Source organism: endosymbiont of Bathymodiolus septemdierum str. Myojin knoll (genome assembly GCF_001547755.1).
Lineage (GTDB): Bacteria > Pseudomonadota > Gammaproteobacteria > PS1 > Pseudothioglobaceae > Thiodubiliella.
Genome location: NZ_AP013042.1, coordinates 1,028,578 through 1,052,553 on the forward strand (window position 1 = coordinate 1,028,578; position 23,976 = coordinate 1,052,553).

At 39.5% G+C, this 23,976-nt stretch carries 30 protein-coding genes; 11 read left to right on the forward strand and 19 right to left on the reverse strand.

Going from position 1 to position 23,976, the window contains the following annotated elements; genetic code table 11:
* Nucleotides 1–71 precede the first annotated feature (71 nt).
* Nucleotides 72–956, forward strand: coding sequence for a LysR family transcriptional regulator (locus BSEPE_RS05390; protein WP_066044873.1), 885 nt, complete (start codon nt 72–74; stop codon nt 954–956).
* On the opposite strand, the gene purU is transcribed toward BSEPE_RS05390, so the two are convergent.
* From purU to BSEPE_RS08205, 5 genes are all read right to left on the reverse strand, one after another.
* Nucleotides 953–1,801, reverse strand: coding sequence for a formyltetrahydrofolate deformylase (gene purU / locus BSEPE_RS05395; RefSeq protein WP_066044875.1), 849 nt, complete (start codon nt 1,799–1,801; stop codon nt 953–955). The genes BSEPE_RS05390 and purU overlap by 4 nt on opposite strands.
* Nucleotides 1,798–3,027: a bifunctional glutamate N-acetyltransferase/amino-acid acetyltransferase ArgJ gene (argJ, locus tag BSEPE_RS05400; RefSeq protein ID WP_066044878.1), complete on the reverse strand. Its 1,230-nt coding sequence runs from the start codon at nt 3,025–3,027 to the stop codon at nt 1,798–1,800. The genes purU and argJ overlap by 4 nt, the downstream gene beginning before the upstream one ends.
* Before the next feature lie 66 nt (nt 3,028–3,093).
* Nucleotides 3,094–5,265: a ferrous iron transport protein B gene (gene feoB, locus BSEPE_RS05405; protein WP_066044882.1), complete on the reverse strand. Its 2,172-nt coding sequence runs from the start codon at nt 5,263–5,265 to the stop codon at nt 3,094–3,096.
* Nucleotides 5,262–5,483, reverse strand: a complete 222-nt coding sequence (locus BSEPE_RS05410; protein ID WP_066044884.1) for a FeoA family protein — start codon at nt 5,481–5,483, stop codon at nt 5,262–5,264. Before BSEPE_RS05410 ends, feoB begins: the two co-directional genes overlap by 4 nt.
* Nucleotides 5,480–5,608, reverse strand: coding sequence for a hypothetical protein (locus BSEPE_RS08205; RefSeq protein WP_269450655.1), 129 nt, complete (start codon nt 5,606–5,608; stop codon nt 5,480–5,482). The genes BSEPE_RS05410 and BSEPE_RS08205 overlap by 4 nt, the downstream gene beginning before the upstream one ends.
* 102 nt (nt 5,609–5,710) lie before the next feature.
* On the opposite strand from BSEPE_RS08205, the gene BSEPE_RS05415 reads away from it, so the two are divergent.
* Nucleotides 5,711–6,844, forward strand: a complete 1,134-nt coding sequence (locus tag BSEPE_RS05415; protein WP_066044886.1) for a cation diffusion facilitator family transporter — start codon at nt 5,711–5,713, stop codon at nt 6,842–6,844.
* Nucleotides 6,845–6,852: 8 nt separating this feature from the next.
* On the opposite strand, the gene ruvC is transcribed toward BSEPE_RS05415, so the two are convergent.
* A complete protein-coding gene (gene ruvC, locus BSEPE_RS05420) occupies nt 6,853–7,323 on the reverse strand; it encodes a crossover junction endodeoxyribonuclease RuvC (protein ID WP_066044888.1) in 471 nt (156 codons plus the stop codon).
* A 52-nt stretch (nt 7,324–7,375) separates the two neighbouring features.
* Here ruvC and trxA point away from each other — a divergent pair, with 52 nt between their 5' ends.
* Nucleotides 7,376–7,738 carry a thioredoxin gene (gene trxA, locus BSEPE_RS05425; RefSeq protein WP_066044890.1) on the forward strand — a complete coding sequence of 121 codons (363 nt, stop codon included), beginning with the start codon at nt 7,376–7,378 and terminating at the stop codon, nt 7,736–7,738.
* Here the strand turns inward: trxA and BSEPE_RS05430 are convergent.
* Genes BSEPE_RS05430 through BSEPE_RS05480 form a run of 11 tightly spaced genes read right to left on the reverse strand, consistent with a single transcriptional unit; the run spans nt 7,735 to nt 15,465 of the window.
* Nucleotides 7,735–8,064: a Spx/MgsR family RNA polymerase-binding regulatory protein gene (locus tag BSEPE_RS05430; RefSeq protein WP_066044894.1), complete on the reverse strand. Its 330-nt coding sequence runs from the start codon at nt 8,062–8,064 to the stop codon at nt 7,735–7,737. The two genes, trxA and BSEPE_RS05430, sit on opposite strands and share 4 nt — an antisense overlap.
* Nucleotides 8,064–8,474, reverse strand: a complete 411-nt coding sequence (locus BSEPE_RS05435) for a PGPGW domain-containing protein (protein ID WP_066044895.1) — start codon at nt 8,472–8,474, stop codon at nt 8,064–8,066. Before BSEPE_RS05435 ends, BSEPE_RS05430 begins: the two co-directional genes overlap by 1 nt.
* Entirely contained in the window at nt 8,474–10,507 is a 2,034-nt protein-coding gene (glyS, locus tag BSEPE_RS05440) for a glycine--tRNA ligase subunit beta (protein ID WP_066044898.1), read from the reverse strand. Before glyS ends, BSEPE_RS05435 begins: the two co-directional genes overlap by 1 nt.
* Nucleotides 10,508–10,523: 16 nt before the next feature.
* Complete coding sequence (gene minC, locus BSEPE_RS05445; protein WP_066044900.1) at nt 10,524–11,216, reverse strand: septum site-determining protein MinC; 693 nt, start codon at nt 11,214–11,216, stop codon at nt 10,524–10,526.
* A complete protein-coding gene (locus BSEPE_RS05450) occupies nt 11,216–11,611 on the reverse strand; it encodes an antitoxin Xre/MbcA/ParS toxin-binding domain-containing protein (protein ID WP_231893485.1) in 396 nt (131 codons plus the stop codon). The genes minC and BSEPE_RS05450 overlap by 1 nt, the downstream gene beginning before the upstream one ends.
* Nucleotides 11,611–12,453, reverse strand: coding sequence for a TonB C-terminal domain-containing protein (locus BSEPE_RS05455; RefSeq protein WP_066044902.1), 843 nt, complete (start codon nt 12,451–12,453; stop codon nt 11,611–11,613). The genes BSEPE_RS05450 and BSEPE_RS05455 overlap by 1 nt, the downstream gene beginning before the upstream one ends.
* Before the next feature lies 1 nt (nt 12,454).
* Nucleotides 12,455–12,886, reverse strand: coding sequence for a protein TolR (tolR, locus tag BSEPE_RS05460; protein WP_066044904.1), 432 nt, complete (start codon nt 12,884–12,886; stop codon nt 12,455–12,457).
* Nucleotides 12,883–13,530: a protein TolQ gene (gene tolQ, locus BSEPE_RS05465; RefSeq protein ID WP_066044906.1), complete on the reverse strand. Its 648-nt coding sequence runs from the start codon at nt 13,528–13,530 to the stop codon at nt 12,883–12,885. The genes tolR and tolQ overlap by 4 nt, the downstream gene beginning before the upstream one ends.
* Nucleotides 13,523–13,921 (reverse strand): tol-pal system-associated acyl-CoA thioesterase, encoded by a 399-nt coding sequence (gene ybgC, locus BSEPE_RS05470; RefSeq protein ID WP_066044909.1) that lies wholly within the window; start codon nt 13,919–13,921, stop codon nt 13,523–13,525. The genes tolQ and ybgC overlap by 8 nt, the downstream gene beginning before the upstream one ends.
* The gene (ruvB, locus tag BSEPE_RS05475) at nt 13,914–14,945 is read right to left on the reverse strand and encodes a Holliday junction branch migration DNA helicase RuvB (protein ID WP_066044911.1); all 1,032 of its coding nucleotides are present in this window, start codon (nt 14,943–14,945) and stop codon (nt 13,914–13,916) included. Before ruvB ends, ybgC begins: the two co-directional genes overlap by 8 nt.
* Before the next feature lie 7 nt (nt 14,946–14,952).
* Nucleotides 14,953–15,465 (reverse strand): lipoprotein insertase outer membrane protein LolB, encoded by a 513-nt coding sequence (locus tag BSEPE_RS05480; protein ID WP_083502986.1) that lies wholly within the window; start codon nt 15,463–15,465, stop codon nt 14,953–14,955.
* Nucleotides 15,466–15,536: 71 nt separating this feature from the next.
* Between BSEPE_RS05480 and hemA the strand changes: the two genes are divergently transcribed.
* Both hemA and prfA read left to right on the forward strand, forming a co-directional pair.
* The gene (gene hemA, locus BSEPE_RS05485; protein ID WP_066044916.1) at nt 15,537–16,784 is read left to right on the forward strand and encodes a glutamyl-tRNA reductase; all 1,248 of its coding nucleotides are present in this window, start codon (nt 15,537–15,539) and stop codon (nt 16,782–16,784) included.
* A gap of 2 nt (nt 16,785–16,786) precedes the next feature.
* A complete protein-coding gene (gene prfA / locus BSEPE_RS05490; protein WP_066044918.1) occupies nt 16,787–17,878 on the forward strand; it encodes a peptide chain release factor 1 in 1,092 nt (363 codons plus the stop codon).
* Between the two features lie 58 nt (nt 17,879–17,936).
* Here the strand turns inward: prfA and BSEPE_RS05495 are convergent, their stop codons facing one another.
* The gene (locus tag BSEPE_RS05495) at nt 17,937–18,728 is read right to left on the reverse strand and encodes a metal ABC transporter permease (protein ID WP_066044920.1); all 792 of its coding nucleotides are present in this window, start codon (nt 18,726–18,728) and stop codon (nt 17,937–17,939) included.
* Nucleotides 18,728–19,135 (reverse strand): ferric iron uptake transcriptional regulator, encoded by a 408-nt coding sequence (gene fur / locus BSEPE_RS05500; RefSeq protein WP_066044922.1) that lies wholly within the window; start codon nt 19,133–19,135, stop codon nt 18,728–18,730. The genes BSEPE_RS05495 and fur overlap by 1 nt, the downstream gene beginning before the upstream one ends.
* A gap of 52 nt (nt 19,136–19,187) precedes the next feature.
* Here fur and BSEPE_RS05505 point away from each other — a divergent pair, with 52 nt between their 5' ends.
* The 6 genes from BSEPE_RS05505 to BSEPE_RS05530 all read left to right on the forward strand — a co-directional run bounded on the left by BSEPE_RS05505 (nt 19,188) and on the right by BSEPE_RS05530 (nt 23,966).
* A complete protein-coding gene (locus tag BSEPE_RS05505; protein WP_066044924.1) occupies nt 19,188–19,667 on the forward strand; it encodes an outer membrane protein assembly factor BamE in 480 nt (159 codons plus the stop codon).
* Between the two features lie 15 nt (nt 19,668–19,682).
* Nucleotides 19,683–20,288, forward strand: coding sequence for a cytochrome c biogenesis heme-transporting ATPase CcmA (gene ccmA / locus BSEPE_RS05510; RefSeq protein ID WP_066044926.1), 606 nt, complete (start codon nt 19,683–19,685; stop codon nt 20,286–20,288).
* Entirely contained in the window at nt 20,285–20,950 is a 666-nt protein-coding gene (gene ccmB / locus BSEPE_RS05515) for a heme exporter protein CcmB (RefSeq protein ID WP_066044928.1), read from the forward strand. Before ccmA ends, ccmB begins: the two co-directional genes overlap by 4 nt.
* Before the next feature lie 171 nt (nt 20,951–21,121).
* Nucleotides 21,122–22,255, forward strand: coding sequence for a methionine adenosyltransferase (metK, locus tag BSEPE_RS05520; RefSeq protein WP_066044931.1), 1,134 nt, complete (start codon nt 21,122–21,124; stop codon nt 22,253–22,255).
* A 19-nt stretch (nt 22,256–22,274) separates the two neighbouring features.
* Nucleotides 22,275–23,642 carry an adenosylhomocysteinase gene (ahcY, locus tag BSEPE_RS05525; protein ID WP_066044933.1) on the forward strand — a complete coding sequence of 456 codons (1,368 nt, stop codon included), beginning with the start codon at nt 22,275–22,277 and terminating at the stop codon, nt 23,640–23,642.
* A gap of 75 nt (nt 23,643–23,717) precedes the next feature.
* Complete coding sequence (locus tag BSEPE_RS05530; RefSeq protein WP_066044935.1) at nt 23,718–23,966, forward strand: sel1 repeat family protein; 249 nt, start codon at nt 23,718–23,720, stop codon at nt 23,964–23,966.
* Nucleotides 23,967–23,976: the final 10 nt, after the last annotated feature.

Sequence of the window (23,976 nt, forward strand, 5' to 3'; positions counted from 1 at the left end):
AAAGTGCCATTATACAAGTGGTATTAAATAATGTAAAATAATATTTATTTAGTAAATAATAAATTTTTATTATGATTAATTACACACTTAAACAACTGTATAGCTTTGAGGCGGTTGTGCGTTTAAAAAGTTTTACCAAGGCCAGTAAGGAACTTTATATTACTCAGCCTGCGGTGTATATGCAAATACAGCAATTGACGAAAAATATCGGCTCAGACCTCGTTAATATTAAAGGAAAGAAGGTCTCACCCACTCATATTGGCAAGAAATTTTATCAAACTTGTTTGCGTGTAATTTCAACACTGGAGCAATCAAAAGCTGATATCGAACAAAGCCTTAATCCCAATTCAGGACACCTTGAAATCTCGGTTGCCACTACCACTAACTCTTTTGTCTCTCGCGCACTGGCTCAGTTTAAAAATCAATATCCAAATATGACCTTTCATTTAGAAGTCACCAACCGAAAACTACTTTTAGAAAAACTCGCCAATCATAACTCTGATTTAGTCATTATGGGTGAACCCCCTACCGATATGTTGCTGTCCGCCCACCCTTTTATGGAAAATCCACTGATTGTTATTTCACACCCCGACCACCCTCTACTAAAAAATAAACGCAACACTATTAAAGCAATCAGCAGAGAAACGCTCATCACCCGCGAACAAGGGTCTGGCACTCGTATTACCATTGAACGCGATGCAGGGATGAAATTTAATTCAGAAATTGAAATCAACTCTAATGAGGCGATTATTGAAGCAGTTCAAGCGGGATTAGGCATTGGTTTCGTCTCCAAACACACGGTGCAATTAGAATTAGAAAACAACATTATTAAGCAGTTAAATGTCGACAAATTCCCTATTACCCGTCATTGGTATGTGGTGCACAGCGCCAAAACTACGCTTTCACCCATCGCTCAACGCTTTAAGGATTTTATTATTGAAAGTGCAACAAATTAATTAAAAACAACTGTCTTGTTATTACAAGTTAAAACACGGTCTTGAAGATGGTATTGCAAGCCTTTTGCTAAGGTAATTTTCTCAATATCCTGCCCCATTTTTTGCATCTCTTGAGCGCTATCACTATGGTTGACGCGCAACACATCTTGTTCAATAATCGGACCTTCATCTAATTCACTGGTAACATAATGACAAGTTGCGCCAATTAACTTTACCCCGCGTTCAGCTGCCCTCTTGTAAGGGCTTGCCCCTGCAAATGAAGGCAAAAATGAATGATGAATATTGATAATCTTGCCTGCATATTTCTCACACATTGACTTTGGAATAATCTGCATATAGCGTGCCAATACAATCACATCAGGTGCAAATGCATCCACAGCATTCATCATTTTTGCCATATCCACCTCTTTACTTTCCTTGTTAATAGGCACTTTTTTGAAATCCACGGCATACCAACTGGCAATTTTTTTCAATTTATCGTGATTAGACAAGAGCCCAACAATCTTGCCCTCCAATTCATTTTCCAGCCCACGGTGCAACAAATCTGCCACACAATGCGACGATTTAGACCCCATAATCAAAATTCGCTTTAATTGACTGGCATCACTCATTTGCCAATTCATCTGATATTGCTTAGCCAGTACTACAAACGCCTGCTTGAATTCCTCTAACGAACACGCCATATTTGACTCAATTTCAATACGCATAAAAAAGCGTTTATTCTGCTCGTCAAGGTGATGATGCGCTTCTTTGATGTTACCCTCTTGATTAAAAATAAATTGACTGACCTTTGCCACCAAGCCGTGTGCATCGGGGCAAGAAATCAATAGGCGATAAATACTCATGTGCGATACTCCGCGTTAATTTTCACATAATCGTAAGATAAATCCGTGGTCCAAACACGCTCTAGCGTCTCATTTTTCCCGATTTCAATGGTAATCACAATCTCAGATTTTGCCATTTCAGCACTACCTAGTGCTTCGGTATAAAGTTCGCTTAACTCCCCACGCTTAACAATACAGACTTTGCCAAGATAAATATTAACTTCTTCAACTTTCAATGACGCAATATTCGAACGCCCTACCGCCGCCAAAATTCTTCCCCAATTTGCATCAGAGGCAAATAGTGCAGTTTTAACCAATGGTGAATGTGCCACCGTATAAGCCACTTCTAAACAATCTTCCTTGCTTGAACCACCTTTAACGCAAATTTCAACAAACTTAGTTGCCCCCTCGCCGTCTTTAATAATTTGATGCGCCAAAGATTTTGTTACTGCATTCAACGCTTGTTGAAATTCATCTAAGCAATGGCCAATACTAACATTAGAGGCACCTGTCGCACTTAAGCTGCAAGCATCATTGGTTGAGGTATCGCCATCTACTGTAATACGATTAAATGATTGATTAACTGCTTTGGTTAAACATTCTTGTAACTCTGTTTGCGTTGCCTTGGCATCGGTAAAAATAAAACTCAACATCGTTGCCATATCTGGACGAATCATACCAGAGCCTTTGGCGATACCGCTAATTGTGATTGTTTTGGCACCTACTTTAAATTGACTTGAGGCTGTTTTTTCCACCAAATCCGTGGTTAATATTGCTTGCGCTACTTGAGGTAAATTATCATTTTTTAATTGTCTGGCAAGTGTGGCAATATTATTCTTAAAACACTGCATCGGCAATGGTTGACCAATCACACCTGTTGAAAATGGTAGCACCTGTTCACTATCAATACCCAAAGATTTTGCCACCATTTCACAAACTTGATAAGCATTATCCAACCCTTTTTTGCCACTGGCAACACCCGTACCTGCATTCGCATTACCGCTATTGATTACCAGAGCGCGCACATCAGAGTTTAAATGGTTTTTTGCGACCAATACTGGTGCAGCACAAAACAGATTTTGCGTAAAAACTGCCGCTGTAACTGATTTTTCAGCCAAATAAACAATTGATAAGTCTAGTTTTTCAGCATCTTTAGGATTTAAATTGACACTTGAATTTTGTGCGTTTTTAATGCCAGCGTTGATTGCTGCGGAAGTTACACCCGATATTTTGATTAAAGTTTCCATTAAACCCTTAGTGGTATTATTAAAATTAAGGCTTTATTTTAACCAAAAAATATTCCTTTAATCATTTTATTTGCAGTGTCTACAGGTGCTTTCGGTAATAATCGGTATTACCCTATCGCTGGCTTTTCTACCGGTGTTAACCAACATTAAAATGGATGCGATTAAAATAACAATTGACACACCAATCCAAAATAATGAATAGAGCGGATGCTGGGTAAAAGTGCCGATTTGATAGAAGGCAGTGGCTGAAAAATACGCCAACCCTGTCGCCCATAAAGCACCAACAATTGCCCAACTTCTGCCAATTTCTCGTATCATTGCACCAAATGCCGCTACGCATGGGAAATAAAGCAAGATAAACAATAGATAAGCAAAGGCACCAATTTTTCCATCAAAACGAGATACCATTGCACCAAAAGTATCCGTGGATACTTCTTGTGTTTGCGCTGCCACAGTTTGCGAATTAGTGTCATCAAGCACACCCAAGCCTAATGGGTCGGATAGATTCTGTAAAGCGTCTTGCAGATTCACAGGAATGGTTTTAAGCGCCTCTGTCAAGCCACTAATCAAACTGTATTCAACTGCAACTTCTTGTCTTTTACTTGCTTCCACATCAATACTTGAATACAAAGAATCCAGCGTTCCCACCACGACTTCTTTGGCAAGAATGCCTGTAACGATGCCCACTGTTGCCGGCCAATTATCGGCCTCAATACCCATCGGCTTAAATACTGGCGTAACGACTTGCGCAACTTTACTTAATAATGAATTTTTCGAATCTTGATTACCAAAACTACCATCCATACCAACACTATTTACCACATTGATAATCGTTACCACAATAACAATAATCTTGCCTGCACCCAAGACAAAACCTTTAAGTTTGTTCCAAGTATTGGTTAATAAATTCCTTAAAGAGGGCAATTGATAATTTGGTATTTCCATCAAAAAGTCACTAGTATCAACACTTTTAAATGCGTGCTTTAAAATAAAAGCTGTCAAAACTGCAAACAAAATCCCAATTACATATAAAGCAAACACAATATTTTGTCCACCCACTGGAAAAAACGCCGCCGCAAACAACGCATACACCGCAAGCCTTGCCCCACATGACATAAATGGTGCCATCAATACCGTCGTCACTCGCTCTCGATGTGTATCCAGCGTCCTCGCTGCCATAATGCCTGGTACATTACACCCAAATCCAACCACTAGTGGAATAAATGCCTTGCCTGACAGTCCAATCTTACGCATAAACTGATCCATCACAAAGGCGGCTCTTGCCATATAACCAACTTCTTCCAATAAAGTTAAAAACAAATATAAAGCAAAAATAATCGGCACAAAAGTTGCCACCACCTGAATGCCGCCGCCAACACCATCAGCAATCAGCACCGTCAAAAACTCAGGCGCATTCACACTACTCATCAAATATCTAACACCATCCACAAAAATAGCCCCTGTCGCAATGTCAAAGAAATCAATCAACGCACCGCCAAAATTAATACTCATCAAAAATAGCAAATACATCACTAGCAAAAATATCGGCACCCCTGTCAATGCACCTAAAATCACCTTATCAATCTTATCAGAAATCGTCTTTTTCAAATTCACATTGTGCTCAATCACTTGACTGGCAACAGTGTGCGCATGGCGAAATCGACTTTCTGCCTTTAACAAGGCAACTCGCTCATTGTCTGCCGTTTTAACTTCATCTGGATACACAATCTCCAGCGCCTTAGTCGCTGAAAAACCTTCTATCGCTCGCTTAAACTGCGAAAAATCTACCGTCTCTTTCAGCGACAATGCAATCACCTCGCATCCCGTTGCTTGCTTCAACGCCTCAACATCAATCTCCATTCCACGCTTATACACAATATCCATCATGTTCAGCAAAATAACAATATTAATCCCCGCTTCTCTAAGTTGTGTTGTCAAATAAAGCCCGCGTTCCAGCGTCGAAGCGTCAATAATATTAAAATACAAATATTCTGGGTTGTTCAGCGCAAAATCTCTGGCAATTTGTTCGTCAATTGACGCATCCTCATTAATCGAATACACACCTGGCAAATCCACAATTCCATAAGTCTTAGCATTAACAACAAACTCGCCTTCTTTACGCTCAATCGTCACCCCAGGCCAGTTTCCAATGCGTTGCTTTGCCCCTGTCAATAAGTTAAAAAGCGTAGTCTTGCCACAATTTGGATTACCAATTAAGGCAATTTTATCAAATTTCATACCATTCTCACTTTTATTAAATCAGCAATTGTCCTACCCACGCTCACGCGTGCATTCCCCAAAGCCAGCACCATATCCCCACCTCGATTGCGCAATATAGAAACTTTCAACCCTGTATTGATACCTAACCCCAACAGTCGCATTTTTTTCACATGCGTCAACGCCATCGTCTCAATTTCACAACGACTACCGACTTTTTGTTTGGAAAGCGTATTCATTGCCACACCTTGTCTTTAAGCTGTGGTGCACCAATCTTAACAATGTATTTTAAGACGATAGCAATTAATAAAAAAACCTCTAAACCCTCTCTAAATCCCATAATAAAACTTGGCAATTGAATCATTTGTTGCGCCCACTATTTAATTAAAAATGTAAATGATACTCGTTATCATTTGTATTTGCAACAATTTACCCCATTTTTTTTAAAACGCTTAAAATACAACCTATGGAAAACAACGAACGCACAAAAGCCAGTCAAAAAATCACCCTCATTGGTGCATTGATAGATTTCTTACTTGCTGTCTTTAAAGTCATTGCTGGTGTGCTTGGTAACTCTGGCGCATTGATTGCTGATGGCATTCACTCCTTCTCAGACTTACTTTCTGACGCTGTGGTTTTATATGCCGCCAAACATGCCAACGAAGAAGCTGACGAAGACCACCCTTATGGACATAAGCGTTTTGAAACAGTGGCAACACTTGGATTGGCAATTATTTTGACAATTGTAGGTATTGGGATTATTTATGATGCAATTGGGCGATTAGGCAATCCAAATGTGCTATCGCATAGCACCTTAATTTTGAGTGTGGCTGCGTTGTCTATTTTTTCCAAAGAAGTGTTATTTTGGGCAACCATCAAAGTTGCAAAGACTTATAAATCAGATATGTTAAAAGCCAATGCTTGGCATCACCGTTCAGATGCATTGTCTTCTATCGTGGTATTAATTGGTATTTTTGGTAGTCTAAATGGCTATTTATATCTTGATGGTATTGCCGCGATTATCGTTGGTTTTATGATTATTATGATTGCTTGGGAATTAGGCTCAAATGCAACCAAAGAATTGGTAGATACTTCAATTGACATTGAACAAGTCGCAGAACTTAGGAAAGTAATTGGAATGCTAAGTGGCGTGAGCAATGTGCATTCACTACGCACCCGCAAAATTGGACATGCAATTACTGCCGATGTACATGTGCAAGTGGATCCATTTTTAAGCGTTAGCGAAGGACATATTATTAGCGTTAGCGTTGAACGCGCTGCCAAAGAGTATTTAGAAGATTTATATGATGTGACTGTTCACATTGATCCCGAAGATGATGAGATAGCGGCACCATGTGAACACCTGCCTGAGCGTGCAGTTGCCTTAGGAATCCTAAATAAAGCCTTATTTAATAACAAATGTGATGGCGAAGTGCAGCGTATTCAATTGCATTATCTTAATGGCAGAATCCATGTGGATTTTTTCTTGTCACTTAGTTGCTTATCTTCGGACAAAAGTTATGATGAAATTTTAAAAAAACTCACAGAAGTGGTTGCTGCTCTGCCGGATTTTGGTAATATTAAGGTTTATTTTGGTTAATTTTACTTCTAAAGACAATGATAAGCATGGCAAATAGCCCCTGCTAAAGCATCAGCGGCATCTTCTTGTGGGGCTTTATTGAGTTTTAGTGATTCACATACCATATATGACACCTGGTCTTTTGCAGCATGGCCTTTGCCCACTATGGCTTTTTTGATTTGATTAGGACTGTATTCCACCATTTTAATACCGCGAGACCCTACCGCAGAGATAATAGCACCTCGTGCATGACCTAATTTAATAGCGGCATCTGGATTGGGTCGGTCGGGGCGCATAAAAGCGCGTTCAATAACGACGATGTCTGGCTGATATTTTTCAACCACCTCGCTAATACCTTCAAAAATTGTAGTGATACGATCGGTCAACGCCCCTTTGGTACGAATGCAACCGCTGGCAATATAAGTGAATTTGAGTTTTTCGGCGTTAATAATGCCAAAACCTGTAATTCTTGAACCGGGATCAACACCTAAAATTTTCATAAAATTATTTTATCAGATATAATATGCTATTTTTTACAGTAGGGAGAAAATTATGGCAGTATTGGAATTAAACCAAGAGAATTTTGACAAAACAATCCAAGAAAATGATATTGTTGTTTTAGATTTTTGGGCACCGTGGTGTGGTCCTTGCAAGCAGTTTGCACCGACTTATGAAGAGGTCTCTAACAAAGTCACTGATGTAGTTTTTGCTAAAATCAATACCGAAGATGAACAGGCGTTAGCAGGTCAATACCAAATTCGTTCCATTCCAACTTTGATGATTTTCAGGGAACAAATCGCGATTTTCTCTCAGCCAGGTGCGATGGCAGGTGCTGATTTAGAAGCTGTTGTTAAAAAAGCACAAACCTTAGATATGGATAAAGTCCGCGAAGAAGTCGCTAAAGAAACAAATTAAATGAAACGCCGATAACTCTCTTCACTAAACCCAGCCTCAATATCACCCTCTACTACTAGAATAGGGCGCTTGATAAGTGTTGGGTTTTTTAATGTTAACGCCAACGAGATATTTTGCTTCTCAGTATCGCTAAAATTACGATAAGTGGTTGAGCGTTTATTGATAACCTTTTCCCAGCCTAACACCTTAATAAAACTTTGCAAGGTTTGTTCGTCAATCGGGTTTTGGCGAAAATCAATAAATTCAAAATTAACACCTTGTGCTGTTAGGAATTTCTGTGCTTTTTTAACGGCATCACAGTTTTTAATGCCATACATTTTTATCATTATCTTTCAAAAGGCGGCTTGTTCGTCTTGCTCCGTAGCCAATTAAGGGTTTTAAAAGTGGTTTCGTTGTTGATGAGTTTAAACTCTAGAGTGCGCTTACCAGGAAACTCCATTAAGAATAATCCCAATAAGATTGAGACAATACCCTGGCCTGGAGTGATAAGCATAATAATACCGGCGAGTAACAAGGTAAATCCAAATAGGTTTTTAATAATGAGAAGTATTAACTGCCAGGCATTTTTAATTTCGATTTTATGTGGTTTATTGGGCGCAAAATAATCAACAGGTACTTTGCCTAATAACCACGGCATCATTAATAAACTAACGATGAAAATGAGGGCTGAGATAATACCTAGCATTATCATTATATCTTCATATTCAATCAATAAATTTTTGATAAAATCAATCATTATTTTGACAAATATGAAACATCAGCAATCGCTAAGAACAATGAGCGCACCCAATTGATTAGGTTTAAACGCGCTTGTTTTAAATCTGTATCATCAGCATTGACCATCACATCGTCAAAAAAAGTATCAACAGCGTCTTTAAGGGTAATTAATTCGTGCATATTAGCCGTGTAATTTGTTGAAGTGGCGTTTCGTTCTGCCACTTTACTAGTTGCTTGATATAAGGATTTTTCTGCTTCTTCAACCAATACTGATTGATCAATTTCAAGAGAAACATCATTGCCTTTTAAGATGTTAGCAATGCGCTTATTTGCTTCGATTAAACTTGCTGATGCCGTGTTCTGAGAGAAGTCATTCAACGCTTCAACACGCAAATGAAAGTCATATGGCGACTTAGGGCTGACGGCTAACACCGCCTCAAAGGCATTGCCGCTGACTTTTTTCTCTTTATAGTAAACACGCAATCTATCCATTATAAATTTATAGATATCACCCGCAGTTTCTCTATTCACTTCAGTCGCGTGTAAATCTAACGAGTATGCAATTAAGGCTTTCAAATCAAGTTTCAACGCACCTTCTACCATTATCCTCAACAAACCCAATGCCATTCTGCGTAATGCATACGGGTCTTTTGAGCCTGTTGGTCCTTGCCCAATGCCGTAAATACCGGTAATGGTATCCACTTTATCGGCGATTGCCACACACAAACCCTCTTTTGTAGAGGGCAGTGAATCGCCTGCAAACCTTGGGTAATAGTGTTCACTAATTGCATTTGCAACAGCAGAATCTTCATTGTCATTTTTGGCATAATAACCACCCATCACCCCTTGCAAGTCGGCAAACTCACCCACCATATCAGTGACTAAATCGGTTTTTGCCAATAGCCCTGCACGGGCAGCGTGTTCTTTATTCGCACCAATGACATCAGCAATATAAGCTGCCAACGACTTAATGCGTTTGGCTTTGTCACCCATAGAGCCCAATGATTTCATAAATAGGACGCTGTTTAATTTTACAAGGCGAGATTCTAAAGTTGCTGATTTATCTTGCTCCCAAAAGAATTCTGAATCGGTTAATCGTGGTCTAATAACGCGCTCGTTACCGTCAATAATCACCGATAAATCACTGGATTCAATATTAGCAACCGAAATAAAGGCAGGTAATAATTTACCCTTGTTGTTCACCATATGAAAATATTTTTGATGTGATTTCATTGCAGAAATCAAGGCTTCTTCTGGCACCGCTAAAAATCTTTCGTCAAAAACACCTGAAAATGCACAAGGGTATTCCACCAGTGCGCAAACCTCGTCTAATAATGATTCGTCAATCACAGCAGTTGCATTATTGTCACTTGCCACTTGGTTCACTTGCTCACGAATAGTGGCTTTTCGGGTGTCAAAATTAACTTCAATCTGCGCCTTCTCCATCAAAGTTTTTTGATAGTCTTTGGCGTTGGCAATGGTAAATTCTTGCTCACCTGTAAAACGCATACCGCGAGTTTTGTTACCCGAAGTTAAACCCATTATCGTTGCTGGAACAACCTGCGCACCTAACATTATTATCAGCCAATGCACTGGACGCACAAAATTAAAGTCCAAATCACCCCAACGCATTGCACGGGTAATTGGGATTTTTTTAATTGCTGTATCAACAATATTTTCCAACAAATCGTATGTATTTAAACCCTTTTGTTCTTTACTGAAAAAATAGTAATCTGAACCACCAAAATCTTTTTGTGTTAACTCTGATTTATCCACCCCACAAGATTTTGCAAAGCCACTCACTGCTTGGTCAGGTGCATTAACTGATGGACCTTTTCGTTCAATTATTTGGTCTGCTTGTTGTAATTGCAAATCACTGACTAAAACTGCTAAACGGCGTGGCGTGGCATACGACTCAACTTTAACATACGACAATTTCAACTCGTCAAACTGCTCAGTCAAATTATCTGTTAACGCTTTTGATAACTGCCTTAATGCTTTTGGCGGCAACTCTTCGGTGCCTAATTCTAGTAAAAAATCGTTTGTATTCATTATATTTTTTTAGTTTTCAAAGCGTTTTAAATTTTAATTTTCCATTTTTCAAACTGACGCGCACAGGTTGCGATTGTAACTTATTCGGTACGGTGTTAAATTGCTTATACACGCCTGCAATTGAGACCAATTGTGCATCAAAAGACTGGATAACAATCGTTGCTTCCGTATCACCGTCAACACCTGCAAAGGCATTACCTTTCATCGCCTTATAAGTAGTAATAGAACCTTGTGCAATGACATCTGCACCCTCTTCAACTGTACCCATTAACGCTAAGTCACCATCCTTTGCCAGAACTTGTTCTGACGAAGTAACATCGCCTACAATAATTTTAGGCATTGTGTTTTTTTCGGCAATATTTTGGATTACTTTTTGTACTTTAGTTGGCTCTATTTTTGATGCCACAGACGGCCCATCAAATACTGCCAACCCTGTAAATTTTGCAAAATCAAGCAATTCCTGTATAGAAGAACGAACACCGATAACAACTACCTGATTTTGTGCCAAAATCTCCACCAATACGGCCAATTCATTCGCCTGAAAATGTGTGTCTTTAATCTCTAAAATAACAGGGGCACACCTAAATTTACCTTTGCCCGCCTCAATTAAACCAACCACTTCATCGTGTAATTTAAGCGTCGTTTTTCCTGATATTTTTAAGGTATAGATAACCTCATCACAAGCTTGAAATTCAATTGAATGTGTCATTAATCCCTCCAGCCTTGCGTACAGTCTAAAAAATGCCAAACGCGCTTCATGCCTGTTTCACCACTTAGCATTAATTCTAGCGGTGCTTTTTGTTTAAATTTTTTCACCGAACGCTTTAACCAAATGCTGGCATATTCACGATTAGTTGGATAAGTCGTCCCTAATGCCTCGTGAATACCCATAATCATTTCGCTACGATTTATTACAGATTGGTCAAAATCAAAAGCCTTATCGCCTCTTCTGTATAGATATAGATGCCTCGGTTTTAAAGTGTCAGTTAATCCCAATAAAGCCAGTTGATCGACATCTTCTAATTTCCAATTCTCCATCACTTGCATCAAACGAAAGGTTAGTTGGTTTTTTTGCTTATTGGTAATTTGTGCTAAATCTATCATTAATTTACTCTGAAATGGAATATTACTTCACGGTCAAATACACTTTTATCTGGCGCAGAGGGCAATGGGGATGCTTTCATAACTGCGCGTTTAATTGCATTTTTAAAGGATTTTACCTTGCTATTATTATCAATATTGCAAGATTTTAAATTAACACTTTGAACCTTGCCGTCTTTATCTTGTGCAATATATACCTCACAACCCCAATCATCCTTGCCTCCCTCATATCGCCATTGTTTGCGGACCCTAGAAGCAATTTGATTAATATAATTTAACTTAAGTTCATTGATAATTTGCGCTTGAGCAAGCTTCCTCTCTTGTTCTTTTTTAAATTCGGCCTGTTTAATAAGATCGTATTTTTTTTGTTCTTCTTTAAATTTTTTATCTGCTATTTTTCGTTTTTTTTCAGTGTCCTTAACTTTTCTTTCGGCATCTTTAGCTTTCTTTTCTGCTGCTTTGCGTTTTTTCTCTGCTATTTTCTTCGCCTTTTTTTCTTTTTTTGCTTTGGCTTTTAATTGATTGATTTTTCTTTGTTTTTTGTAACGCTCATCCTCTAATTTTCTCAAACGCTTTTCTTCATACTTTATCTTTGCCGCTTTCTTTTTTTGTATATCGACTAAGCGTTTTTTTTCTTTTTTAATTTCACTTAAATCAATAGTCATGGCTTTAGGAATAAATTCAGTCGTGGTTTTTTTAACTTGGCTCTTTACTTCTTCCAAACGCTGAATATTGGAAAAAAATAAACCAATTAATATTAAAAGATGCAGTGCAATTGCCACAGAAAACGCCACAGGGTGGCGTTGTGCAATTTTAGGCAACCTGATATTTTTAATAAAATCCATGTTATTCTGACGACTCGGTAACAATACCTATTTTACCGACACCATTTTTTTGCAGAAAAGACATTAACGCAATCACTGCGCCATATGCCACTTCGCGATCCCCCCTGACAAACACCTTCATCGTTGGGAAAATTTGCATTCTAGCTTGTACGCGTGCGGCGATTTTACCTGCTGATAAACGCTCAGGTTTGTCTCCAGTCATAGAGTTAATAAAATATTCACCATCACGATTAATAGTGATAATGCTCGGCTCTTGTTCGCTAAAATCAACCGATTTACTATTACCACTCGGCAAATCCACTTCAATACCCTGCTCAATAATTGGCGTAGTCATCATAAAAATCACCAACAACACCAGCATCACATCAATATATGGCACAATATTAATGTGTGTATCAACATCCCTTCTAGTGCGTTTTGGCAAAGTAATCATTGCTGTCTTTGAAACTCAACAAACACCTTCTCAACAAAAGCATCGTATTTATTAGAAATCTCCCCAATTTGAGAAGACAATCGATTGTAAGCCATCGTTGCTGGAATTGCTGCAAATAAACCAAACGCTGTGGCAATCAGCGCTTCGGCAATGCCTGGTGCAACCACAGCAATACTTGCCTGCTTGACTGATGCCAAGCCGATGAATGAATGCATAATCCCCCACACCGTTCCAAATAAGCCGATATAAGGACTAGAAGATGCAATCATCGCTAAGATACTCAAACCACTATCTAAGCGGTCAACTTCCTCATTGAAAGTGGCGTTCATTAAACGATAAGCGCGCTCAGAATTTGCTTGATTGCTGTCCGATTGCGAACGGGTAAATTCTTCGTAACCCGAAGTAAAAATACTCGCCATCACACCTTTATTTGGTATCTGAGATTTTAGCTCTTCTAGATTATGACCGATTGAAAAACAATTGGAAAAAGCCTTAATATCGTTTTTCGAATCTATCAAAATTTTCTTTTTCGACAAGATAACGGTCCAAGAATACACACTCATTACCACTAAAATCAACATTATCAACTGCACAACCAAATCAGCACCAACAATCAGCCCAATAATACTTATACTATCATCCATTTACTTTCTCCAAAATAAGGCTCGGAATGCCACAAGGTTTAAAATTATCTGCATGCAAACACGCTATAGTTATTTGCGCCTTAAATAATACCGTTTTTTTACTCGAATGCATAATTTTTTGCAAAAAAGTCAGACTCGCATGACCCACTTTTTCAATGTTAGTTTGCACCGTTAATAAATCATTGAATTTTGCAGGGGCGCGATACTGCGCATTGAGTGAACGAACAGCAAAAATAGTGTTATGATTGACAGTCAAGTCGTCCTGTTCAAAGCCTAAATCACGCAAGTATTCACTACGACTGCGCTCGATAAATTTTAAATAATTAGCATAATAAACCACGCCACCACTGTCTGTGTCTTCGTAGTAAACCCTAACGCTAATCTTACTCATTAAATAAATCGGGTTTAACAGGATTTGGATTCGCTAACCCTAAATGTGCATACGCCAAATTGGTCGCACTACGACCCCGTGGCGTACGCATGATAAATCCTTGCTGTATCAAATATGGCTCAACCATATCTTCCAAAGTCCCGCGTTCCTCACCAATCGCCGTGGCAATGGTATCCAATCCAACCGGACCACCACCAAATTTCTGCGTAATCATTGATAAGTATTCTCTGTCCAATTGCTCTAAACCCAACTCGTCAACTTTCAACGCCATTAACGCCTCACGGGCAATCTGTTGATGAATGATACCATTGGTTTTCACATCAGCAAAATCCCGCACTCGGCGTAACAAACGATTGGCAATTCTCGGCGTGCCACGAGAGCGTTTGGCAATTTCTAATGCGCCTTCATTCTGAATTTCAATCCCCAAAATATCCGCAGAACGCGTCACAATTTTCTGTAAATCCTGCTGTTCGTAAAACTGCAATCGTTGCACAATACCAAATCTATCGCGCAACGGTGAAGTCAACATACCTGCCCTCGTCGTTGCGCCAATCAGTGTAAACGGCGGCAAATCCAACTGCACAGAATGTGCCGCAACGCCATCGCCCACCATAATATCAAGCTTAAAATCTTCTAACGCTGGGTATAAAATCTCCTCTACCACAGGGTTCAAGCGATGAATCTCATCAATAAACAACACATCATAAGGCTCGAGTTTGGTCAACATTGCCGCCAAATCTCCCGAACGCTCTAGCACAGGTCCAGAAGTGATTTTAAGCCCTGCCCCCATCTGATTTGCAATCACATTCGCCAAAGTCGTTTTACCCAGACCAGGCGGTCCATAAATCAAACAATGGTCCAACACATCGCCTCGCTTTTTTGCCGCCTTAATAAACAACGCCATTTGCGATTTAACCTCTTTTTGCCCAATATATTCGTCCAAAGTATCGGGGCGCACCGAAGTCATCACGATTTCTTCGTGCTCTTGACTTTCTCCGCTAACTAAGGAATCTTCTTCTATCATATGCCGTTCATTTTAACCGATTAATTTCTCTTAGTAGTAACTTGATTTTAACCGTTCGCACTGTATTTTTAAAGCGCACAATTTTTGGATAAGCAACCCCATTAATCTCTTGATATTTAGACACTTTCATCTGCCAATATTTTGCATTTTTCAGGTCGTGCATAAACACCAATTGCTCTAATTTTGCCACTGGAAAATACCAGCCCAACTCAGCCACCATCCATTCTTGCAATGATAACCCCATTAACTTACCGTCCACCAATAACCCTCGTTGTGTTTGCTCAACCTTCCTTTGTCCAAAACCAAGTGTGCCTGTCAATATTAATTGATAAAACCCCCTTTGTTGTTGCAACTCAAAGCTCACCGATTCCGTTTTACCATCAATTGTCGCACTAAGCCGCCCTGCTATTGCCCACGCCTTTGGAATACTCTGTGAATAGGGTAGATTTTCCATGCGCTCCGATACTGTTGAGCAGGCGGATAAAAGACTGATTAACAATAACAACACGGGTGTTTTCATGGTTGTGTATTGTAATGGCAAATCACGCGCTTAGGGTATAATTGCGCATTTAATTTTTGTATTTATTGGTCATGTCTCACATCTCGATTTTAAGTGTCAACCACCAACTCGCGCCTGTTTCAGTGCGTGAAAAAGTGGCGTTCGCACCTAATCAATTGATAGATTCATTGGCAAAATTCAACGCCATTGACGGTGTACAAGCCTGTGCGATTTTATCCACTTGCAATCGTGCCGAAGTTTACGCTATCATTGACGGCGACAATGGCAAAGACATATTGAGCAACTATCTAGCCAGTGCACACAACATCAACCAGACAGAACTTAGTCCTTATTTAGTTTATTTTGAAGACGATAAAGCCATTGAACACATTTGCCAAGTTGCAACTGGCTTAGACTCCTTGGTCTTGGGTGAGCCACAAATTTTAGGGCAACTCAAAGATGCTTACCATGCCGCTAAAGATGCAAATACACTCAGTAAATTATTAGAAAAAGTATTCCAACACGCATTTTCAACCGCAAAAAAAGTCAGAACCGACACTAAAATTGGCTCGTCCCCCGTTTCTATCGCCTACTGCGCTGTTAAGCTCAGCGAAAAAATATTCACCGACTTATCCGAGCAAACTGTTATGCTTATTGGTGCTGGTGAAATGATTGAACTCTGCGCCCAACACCTTAACCGACAAGGTGTCAGAAAAATGATTGTTGCCAATCGTACGATTGAAAATGCCAAGAAAATTGCCGATTTGTACAACGCAAGATCCATCAGTTTAAAGCAGTTTTCATCCGTTGTTCATGAGGCAGATATTATTATTTCCTCCACTGCCGCCTCTGTGCCAATCATCGGTAAAGGCTTAATCGAAAGTGCATTAAAACTGCGTAAACACAAACCTATGTTTATGCTTGACATTGCCATTCCACGCGACATTGAGCCCGAAGTTGCGCAACTTGAAGATGTGTTTTTATACACCATCGATGATTTGCAACAAGTCGTCAGTGATAACATTGACAACCGACAAAATGAAAAGGTATTAGCACAAGAAATCATCAACACCCAAGGCAAAAAATTCAACCTTTGGTTAGAAACCTTGCCTAACGAACAAGTGGTGCAAACTTATCGTCAAAATGCCTACAAAACCAAAGAAATGGCTGTCAAATATGCCCTTAAACAACTAAGTAAAGGGGGGGATGCCAGTGTCATTATCCAAAAATTAGCCGACCAATTGACCAATAAGTTATTACATGCGCCCTCCAACAATATCAAGCAAGCCGATGCATCGCAACTCGCCAAATGTCAAGATTGCATACCAAAGAGTGAATAATTATGAACGATTCTATTAAAACCAAACTCGAACAACTCTCAATGCGACTTGAAGAAATCGGCGTTATGTTGAGTGACCCTCTGGTGTCCGCTGATCAAAATAAATTCCGAGAATTGTCCATCGAACATGCACAATTAACACCCGTCAGCGAGCAATTTTCTGAATATACCCGTGCCGAAGCAGATCTTAAAGCCGCTGAAGCCATGCTATTGGAAGACGATGAGGAAATGCGTGCGATGGCAAAAGAAGAAATTGCTGACAGCAAAGAAACCTTGGAACGATTAGACTTAGAATTGAAAAAATCGCTATTACCAAAAGACCCGAACGACGCTCGCAACATTATTATCGAAATCCGTGCCGGCACCGGTGGCGACGAAGCCTCCATTTTTTCAGGTGATTTATTTAAAATGTATGCTCGCTATGTCGAAAAACAAAAATGGCAACTTGAAATAATGAGCTCAAACAACGGCGAACACGGTGGTTACAAAGAAATTATTGCCCGCATCGGTGGCACCGATGTGTATTCAAAACTCAAATTTGAATCTGGCGCCCACCGTGTCCAGCGCGTCCCAGAAACTGAAAGCCAAGGTCGTGTTCACACTTCTGCTTGCACCGTTGCTATCATGCCAGAGGTGGAAAACATTGATGAAATCAACATTAATATGAGTGATGTCCGCGTCGATACTTTTCGTGCCAGTGGTGCAGGCGGTCAGCATGTCAATAAAACCGACTCCGCCGTGCGCGTTACCCACATCCCCACCGGTACTGTGGTGGAATGTCAAGATGGGCGCAGTCAACACAAAAACAAAGCGCAAGCAATGTCGGTATTGGCATCAAGAATCCTAGATTCCCAACAACAAGAACAAGCAAAAGAACAAGCCTCAACCCGCAAACAACTGGTCGGCAGTGGTGACCGCTCCCAACGCATTCGCACTTACAACTACCCCCAAGGCCGAATCACCGACCACCGTATCAACCTAACCCTTTATAAACTTGCCGAAATTATGGAGGGTGATCTAGAATCCATCATTGAACCATTAATTGTAGAACAACAAACCAGCCAACTCAGCGAACTCAACGACGCTTTAAGTTAAATTTTTCTGTGTGTGTTATAAGATGCTATGATTTAGTTTGCTAATCGTAGCATTTAACTTATACTCTGGATTGAGTAGGTAAAACCTGCGAAGTGATAAATAACGCACCGAGTGCAATAACGATAGTTGGTCCAGTGGCAATATCATAGTACATTGAGCCACTAAGACCAATAATAACGGCGATGATAGAGGTGAGGATTGAAAATAACACCATTTGTGCAGGGCTGTTGGAAAATACTCTAGCAATGGCGGGTGGAATAATAAGTAGTGAGGTAATCAGCAATACACCGACAATTTGCACAGAAACAGAGACGGTAAGAGCAATCATTAACATAAACAAAATTTGATATAAAATTTTGTTGAGTCCGCTTGCGACACCTAAATCCTCGTTAAGCGTTAGTAATAGCAGGCGCTGCCAAAAGGTAATGAGCAGTGTACCGACTAAGATAAGAATAGCATAAATCCAAATAATATCTTGATTGCTGATAGAAAGAATATCGCCAAACAGTAGGGAAAAATAATCGGTGTTTGCACCACCGACTAACGCTAAAATAACGATACCTAGTGATAAAGAAATATGAGAAAAAATACCAAGAATAGCGTCATTAGATAGAAATTGTCGCTGTTGCAAAATGACGATGAGTATGGCGAATGTTATACCAACAACAATCAAGCCAAAATGTAAACCCAAGCCACTTACCAAGCCCAAAGACACGCCTAATAAGGCGGAATGTGAAATGGAGTCTGAGAAATAACTCATGCGTTTCCAAATCACAAAACAGCCGAGTGAGCCTGCGATGATTGAGATGCCAACAGCAGCAAGTACCGCCCTTAAAATAAAACCCTCCATTATTGACAATCTTTACACAGACCGTACAAATAGAGACAATGGTCAGTGAGTTGGTAACCGTATTTTTTAGCAACTTCGTGCTGATGCCGTTCAATTACTTCGTCAGAAAACTCATCAATCTTGCCACATTTCACACAAACTAGGTGGTCGTGATGCTCTGAATTAGATAATTCAAACACACTTTGCCCATTGTCAAAGTTGAGTTTATTAATCATTCCAGATTCTTCAAACTGCGTAAGAACACGATAAACCGTTGCAACACCTACTTCTTTGCCCTGCATAATTAATGTACGATAAATATCCTCGGCGCTCATATGATGGTTCTCGCTGGTTTCTAAAATTTCTAAAATCTTTAATCTTGGTAGTGTGATTTTAAGCCCTGCACTTTTTAAATCTTGTGCGTCCATTATGCCTTCCTTGATGTAAAATTAATCATTTAATTTATTTTAACCAATAAAAATGAACAAATTACTCTCAATTATATTTTTATCTTCATTTCTAGGTGCTTGCGGTATCTCAAAATACATCCCAGATATGCCCGACTTGTCACTACCGAGTATCCCCTCCATTAAACCTTATAAAGCCGATGTGCGTCAAGGCTCTGTACTCACACGCTTCGCCATTAATCAATTAAAAACAGGGATGTCAAAACGCCAAGTTCAGGATATTATTGGTCAACCAAGCATTCTCGATCCATTTCACAACAATCAATGGAACTACATTCACTACACAACACTGGGTTCGGGAGAAATCATCAACTATCGTTTAATTTTGACTTTTACAGCGGACAAATTGACTAATATCAATACTGATGGCATTCGTTCTTTGCCAAAAATGACAAAAAAAGAACAAATAAAACAAGCCGAACGCCTTAACAAAGAGAAATCAAAAACAAAAGAAGAGGGTCTGCTATTGATGAAGGAAATAACTGGGGAGTAAGTCCCACGCTGCCCTGTGTCATCACTCAAACTTAACAATGTAAGTTGCCAACGAGGTTACAACCTCTTGTTTAGCGATGTTTCTTTAACGCTCAATTCTGGCGATATCTTGCGTGTCACAGGTACAAATGGAAGTGGCAAAACCTCGTTGTTAAAAATTCTTGCTGGTCTCAATGTACAAGAAAAAGGTACAATTCATTTAGGTGATAATGCAGTTAAATCAGAAATCTACCAAAGCGCTGTTTTTTATTTAGGGCATTTACCTGCGTTAAGTAACGAGTTGACTTGTCTTGAAAATCTGCAATTTTTAACTGCTCTAAATCAATCAACTAACAAAGAACAAGCATTGATTATTGCACTTGAAAAAGTAGGTTTATCGGGTTATAAAAACGAACTTTGCGGGCAACTTTCCGCGGGGCAAAAACGCCGTGTCGCTTTGGCAAGCTTGGTACTTTCTAAGGCGAAAGTTTGGTTGCTAGATGAGCCTTTCACCGCCTTAGACCCACAAGGAGTAAAGATGGTTGAGATGCATATTGAACAGCATTGTCAACAAGGTGGAATGTGTTTATTTACCACCCACCAAGCTTCTGCATTGAAAAATCAAAAGCTGTTGGCGTTATGAATATCTATCTACAAACCTTCACGCGCGATTTACGCTCTGCCTTACGCAATTCATCCAGTGTTTTAAATCCGTTGTTATTTTTTATCATTGCTATTTCACTATTCCCCTTGGCAATCAGCCCGGAGGCATCAACCTTGTCCCAAATCGCTGCAGGTATTATTTGGGTGTCCAGTATGCTGGCAGTGCTGTTATCGCTTAACACCCTGTTTCATAATGATTTTGACAATGGTGTACTCGAACAAATGGTGATTTCTCATCACTCGTTACCCTTATTAATTTTATCAAAAATTACCGCACATTGGCTATTGACAGGTGTGCCAATTATTTTACTTTCTCCATTGCTTGGTACTTTATTATTCCTTGATGGCGAAAGTATTAAGGTAATGATGCTGACCTTACTACTTGCTACACCAAGCCTGAGCTTGATTGGTGCAATTGGTGCATCGTTGATTGTTAGCATTAAAAATTCAGGGATGCTATTATCATTATTAATCTTACCTTTATACATACCTATTTTAATTTTTACCTCCTCTGCTGTTTCGCAAGCACAAGCAGGATTAGAAATTGATGCTCAATTATATTTTTTGGGGGCAATTTTAGTAATGAGTACTATGATTGCACCTTTTATTGGTGCACTTGCTCTAAAAATAAGTCTGGAATAAAAATAAGTTTTCCATCAGAATTGCTTCTGATATAATGTGCATATATACGCTGATTTGCCCCGATTGCCAGCGTTGTTACCTTAGAGTAACCAAAACAAGCTAAAGCAGGATTTCTTCTATAAGAGAAACCCACGCTTTGTGGGTTTTTTATGTTTTAAAAGGAGAAAAAACATGATTTTCACTTCTGAGTCCGTTTCAGCCGGACATCCTGATAAAGTTTGCGACCAAATCTCTGACGCAATATTAGACGCCATTTTAACGCAAGACAAAAACGCACGCGTTGCTTGCGAAACTTTGGTAAAAGACAATGATGTTGTTTTGGCAGGCGAGATTACCACTTCTGCTGAAGTGGATTACGACCAAATCGTGCGTAACACCATTAACGAAATTGGCTACACCAAAGACGAATACGGTTTCACCGGAGACACTTGCACAATCACCAATTTATTGGGTAGACAATCCCCTGAAATCGCACAAGGTGTTAATGAATTTACAGACCACGAGCAAGGTGCAGGTGATCAAGGTTTAATGTTTGGTTATGCCTGTAATGCGACAGATGCTTTAATGCCTGCGCCAATTTTATACGCACATCGTTTGGTGCAAAAACAAGCGGAATTAATGAAAAATGGTACATTGCCGTGGTTGCGTCCTGATGCAAAATCACAAGTTTCTTGTATTTATGAAGGCAACAAAATCATTGGCATTGATGCAATAGTTTTATCCACGCAGCACGATGAAAATATTTCTCAAAATGATTTAATCGAAGCTGTTCGTGAAGAAATAATTAAGCCGATTTTGCCAAGCGAATGGCTTAATGACGACACAAAATATCATATCAATCCAACAGGTGCCTTCATTATCGGTGGACCTGTCGGTGATGCAGGTTTGACGGGTCGTAAAATTATCGTTGATACTTATGGCGGTATGGCGCGACACGGTGGCGGTGCATTTTCGGGTAAAGACCCATCAAAAGTTGACCGTTCAGCTGCGTATGCAGCCCGCTATGTGGCAAAAAATATCGTTGCTGCAGGTTTAGCAGACCGCTGTGAAATCCAAGTTTCTTATGCGATTGGTATAGCTGAACCGACCTCAATCAGTGTTGAAACTTTTAACACAGGAAAAATTTCAGATACAGAAATTGAAAGTTTGGTGAGAGAGCATTTTGACTTACGCCCCAAGGGTTTAATTACAATGCTAGCGTTAAAGCGTCCTATTTATCAACAAACTGCAAGCTATGGACATTTTGGCCGCACCGAAGATGCCATCAGTTGGGAAAAAACCGACCGCATACATTTACTAAAATAAATTATTATTGGAGAATAAAATGAACAATACAATAACAAATAATGACTATAAAGTTGCTAATATGGATTTGGCTGATTTCGGTCGTAAGGAAATTGAATTAGCAGAGAAAGAAATGCCAGCATTAATGGCATTAAGAACTAAATACAGCGTTAAAAAACCCTTGAAAGGGGCAAAAATTTTAGGCTGTATTCATATGACTATTCAAACAGCAGTTTTAATGGAAACTTTAGTGGATTTAGGTGCACAAGTTCGCTGGTCATCATGTAATATATTCTCAACACAAGACCATGCGGCAGCGGCAATGGTGGCTGCGGATATCCCTACTTTTGCCTGGAAAGGCGAGACGGAAGAAGAATTTTTGTGGTGTATTGAACAAACTATTTTGTCTAATGGCAAATCTTGGGATGCAAATATGGTGTTAGATGATGGTGGCGATTTAACTCAGATGTTGCACGAAAAATACCCTGAAATGCTAAAAAATATTCACGGCATTAGTGAAGAAACCACAACAGGTGTTCACCGTTTGATTGAAATGATGGAAAAGAACGAGCTTAAAGTTCCTGCCATCAATGTTAACGACTCCGTCACCAAGTCAAAAAATGACAACAAATACGGCTGTCGACACTCGCTTAACGATGCAATCAAACGCGGCACAGATATGCTAATGGCAGGCAAAAAAGCCTTAGTTATTGGCTATGGTGATGTCGGTAAAGGCTCAGCGCAATCACTGCGCCAAGAAGGTATGATTGTTAAAATCAGTGAAATAGACCCTATCTGCGCAATGCAAGCATGTATGGACGGTTTTGAAATCGTTTCTCCTTACAAGCAAGGTAACAATACAGGCAAAACCAATGACATTAACAAGCGTTTATTAGCCACCACCGATTTAATCGTTACTACTACAGGCAACTACAATGTCTGTGACTCTGCAATGTTGCAAATGATTAAGCGAGGTTCTGTCGTTTGTAACATTGGTCACTTTGACAACGAAATTGACACTCAATTTATGCGTGACAATTGGTCTTGGGATGAAGTCAAACCTCAAGTTCACCGCGTTAATAGAAGTGCTGACAAGGACGACTACATCGTTTTATTATCCGAAGGTCGCTTGGTCAACTTAGGTAACGCTACAGGTCACCCAAGTCGTATTATGGACGGCTCATTCGCCAACCAGGTATTGGCACAAATGTATCTATTTGACAAAAAATTTGCCACTCATGGTGGCAATATCTATGTCGAAGTCTTACCAAAAAAACTTGATGAAGAAGTTGCAGCTGATATGGTTGCAGGTTTTGGCGGTGTCATCACCAAACTCACCAACGAACAAGCTGACTATATCAATGTACCTAGCCAAGGTCCATTCAAGTCTGAAAGTTATAAGTATTAAATACCGCCTACTTGACAAAAATAAAAAAAAACACTTAAACTTTAGCAACTTTTATTTAATTATCAGAGAGTTTCAATGAAAAAAATTATATTTTTACTTCATTTGAGTTTGTCCAGTTTTGTTTATTCAGGGTTTTTGGAAGGTATGAATGACTATAAAAATTCAGACTACAGATCTGCATTTTTAGAGTGGCTACCCTTGGCTAACGCAGAAGATGGTATTGCCCAATATAATATTGCAAGGCTGTACAAACTTGGAAAAGGTGTCAGGAGAGACGATGAAGTATCGTTCGAGTGGTTTAAAAATCATTTGAGAACGGTGTAAGTCTCGCAAA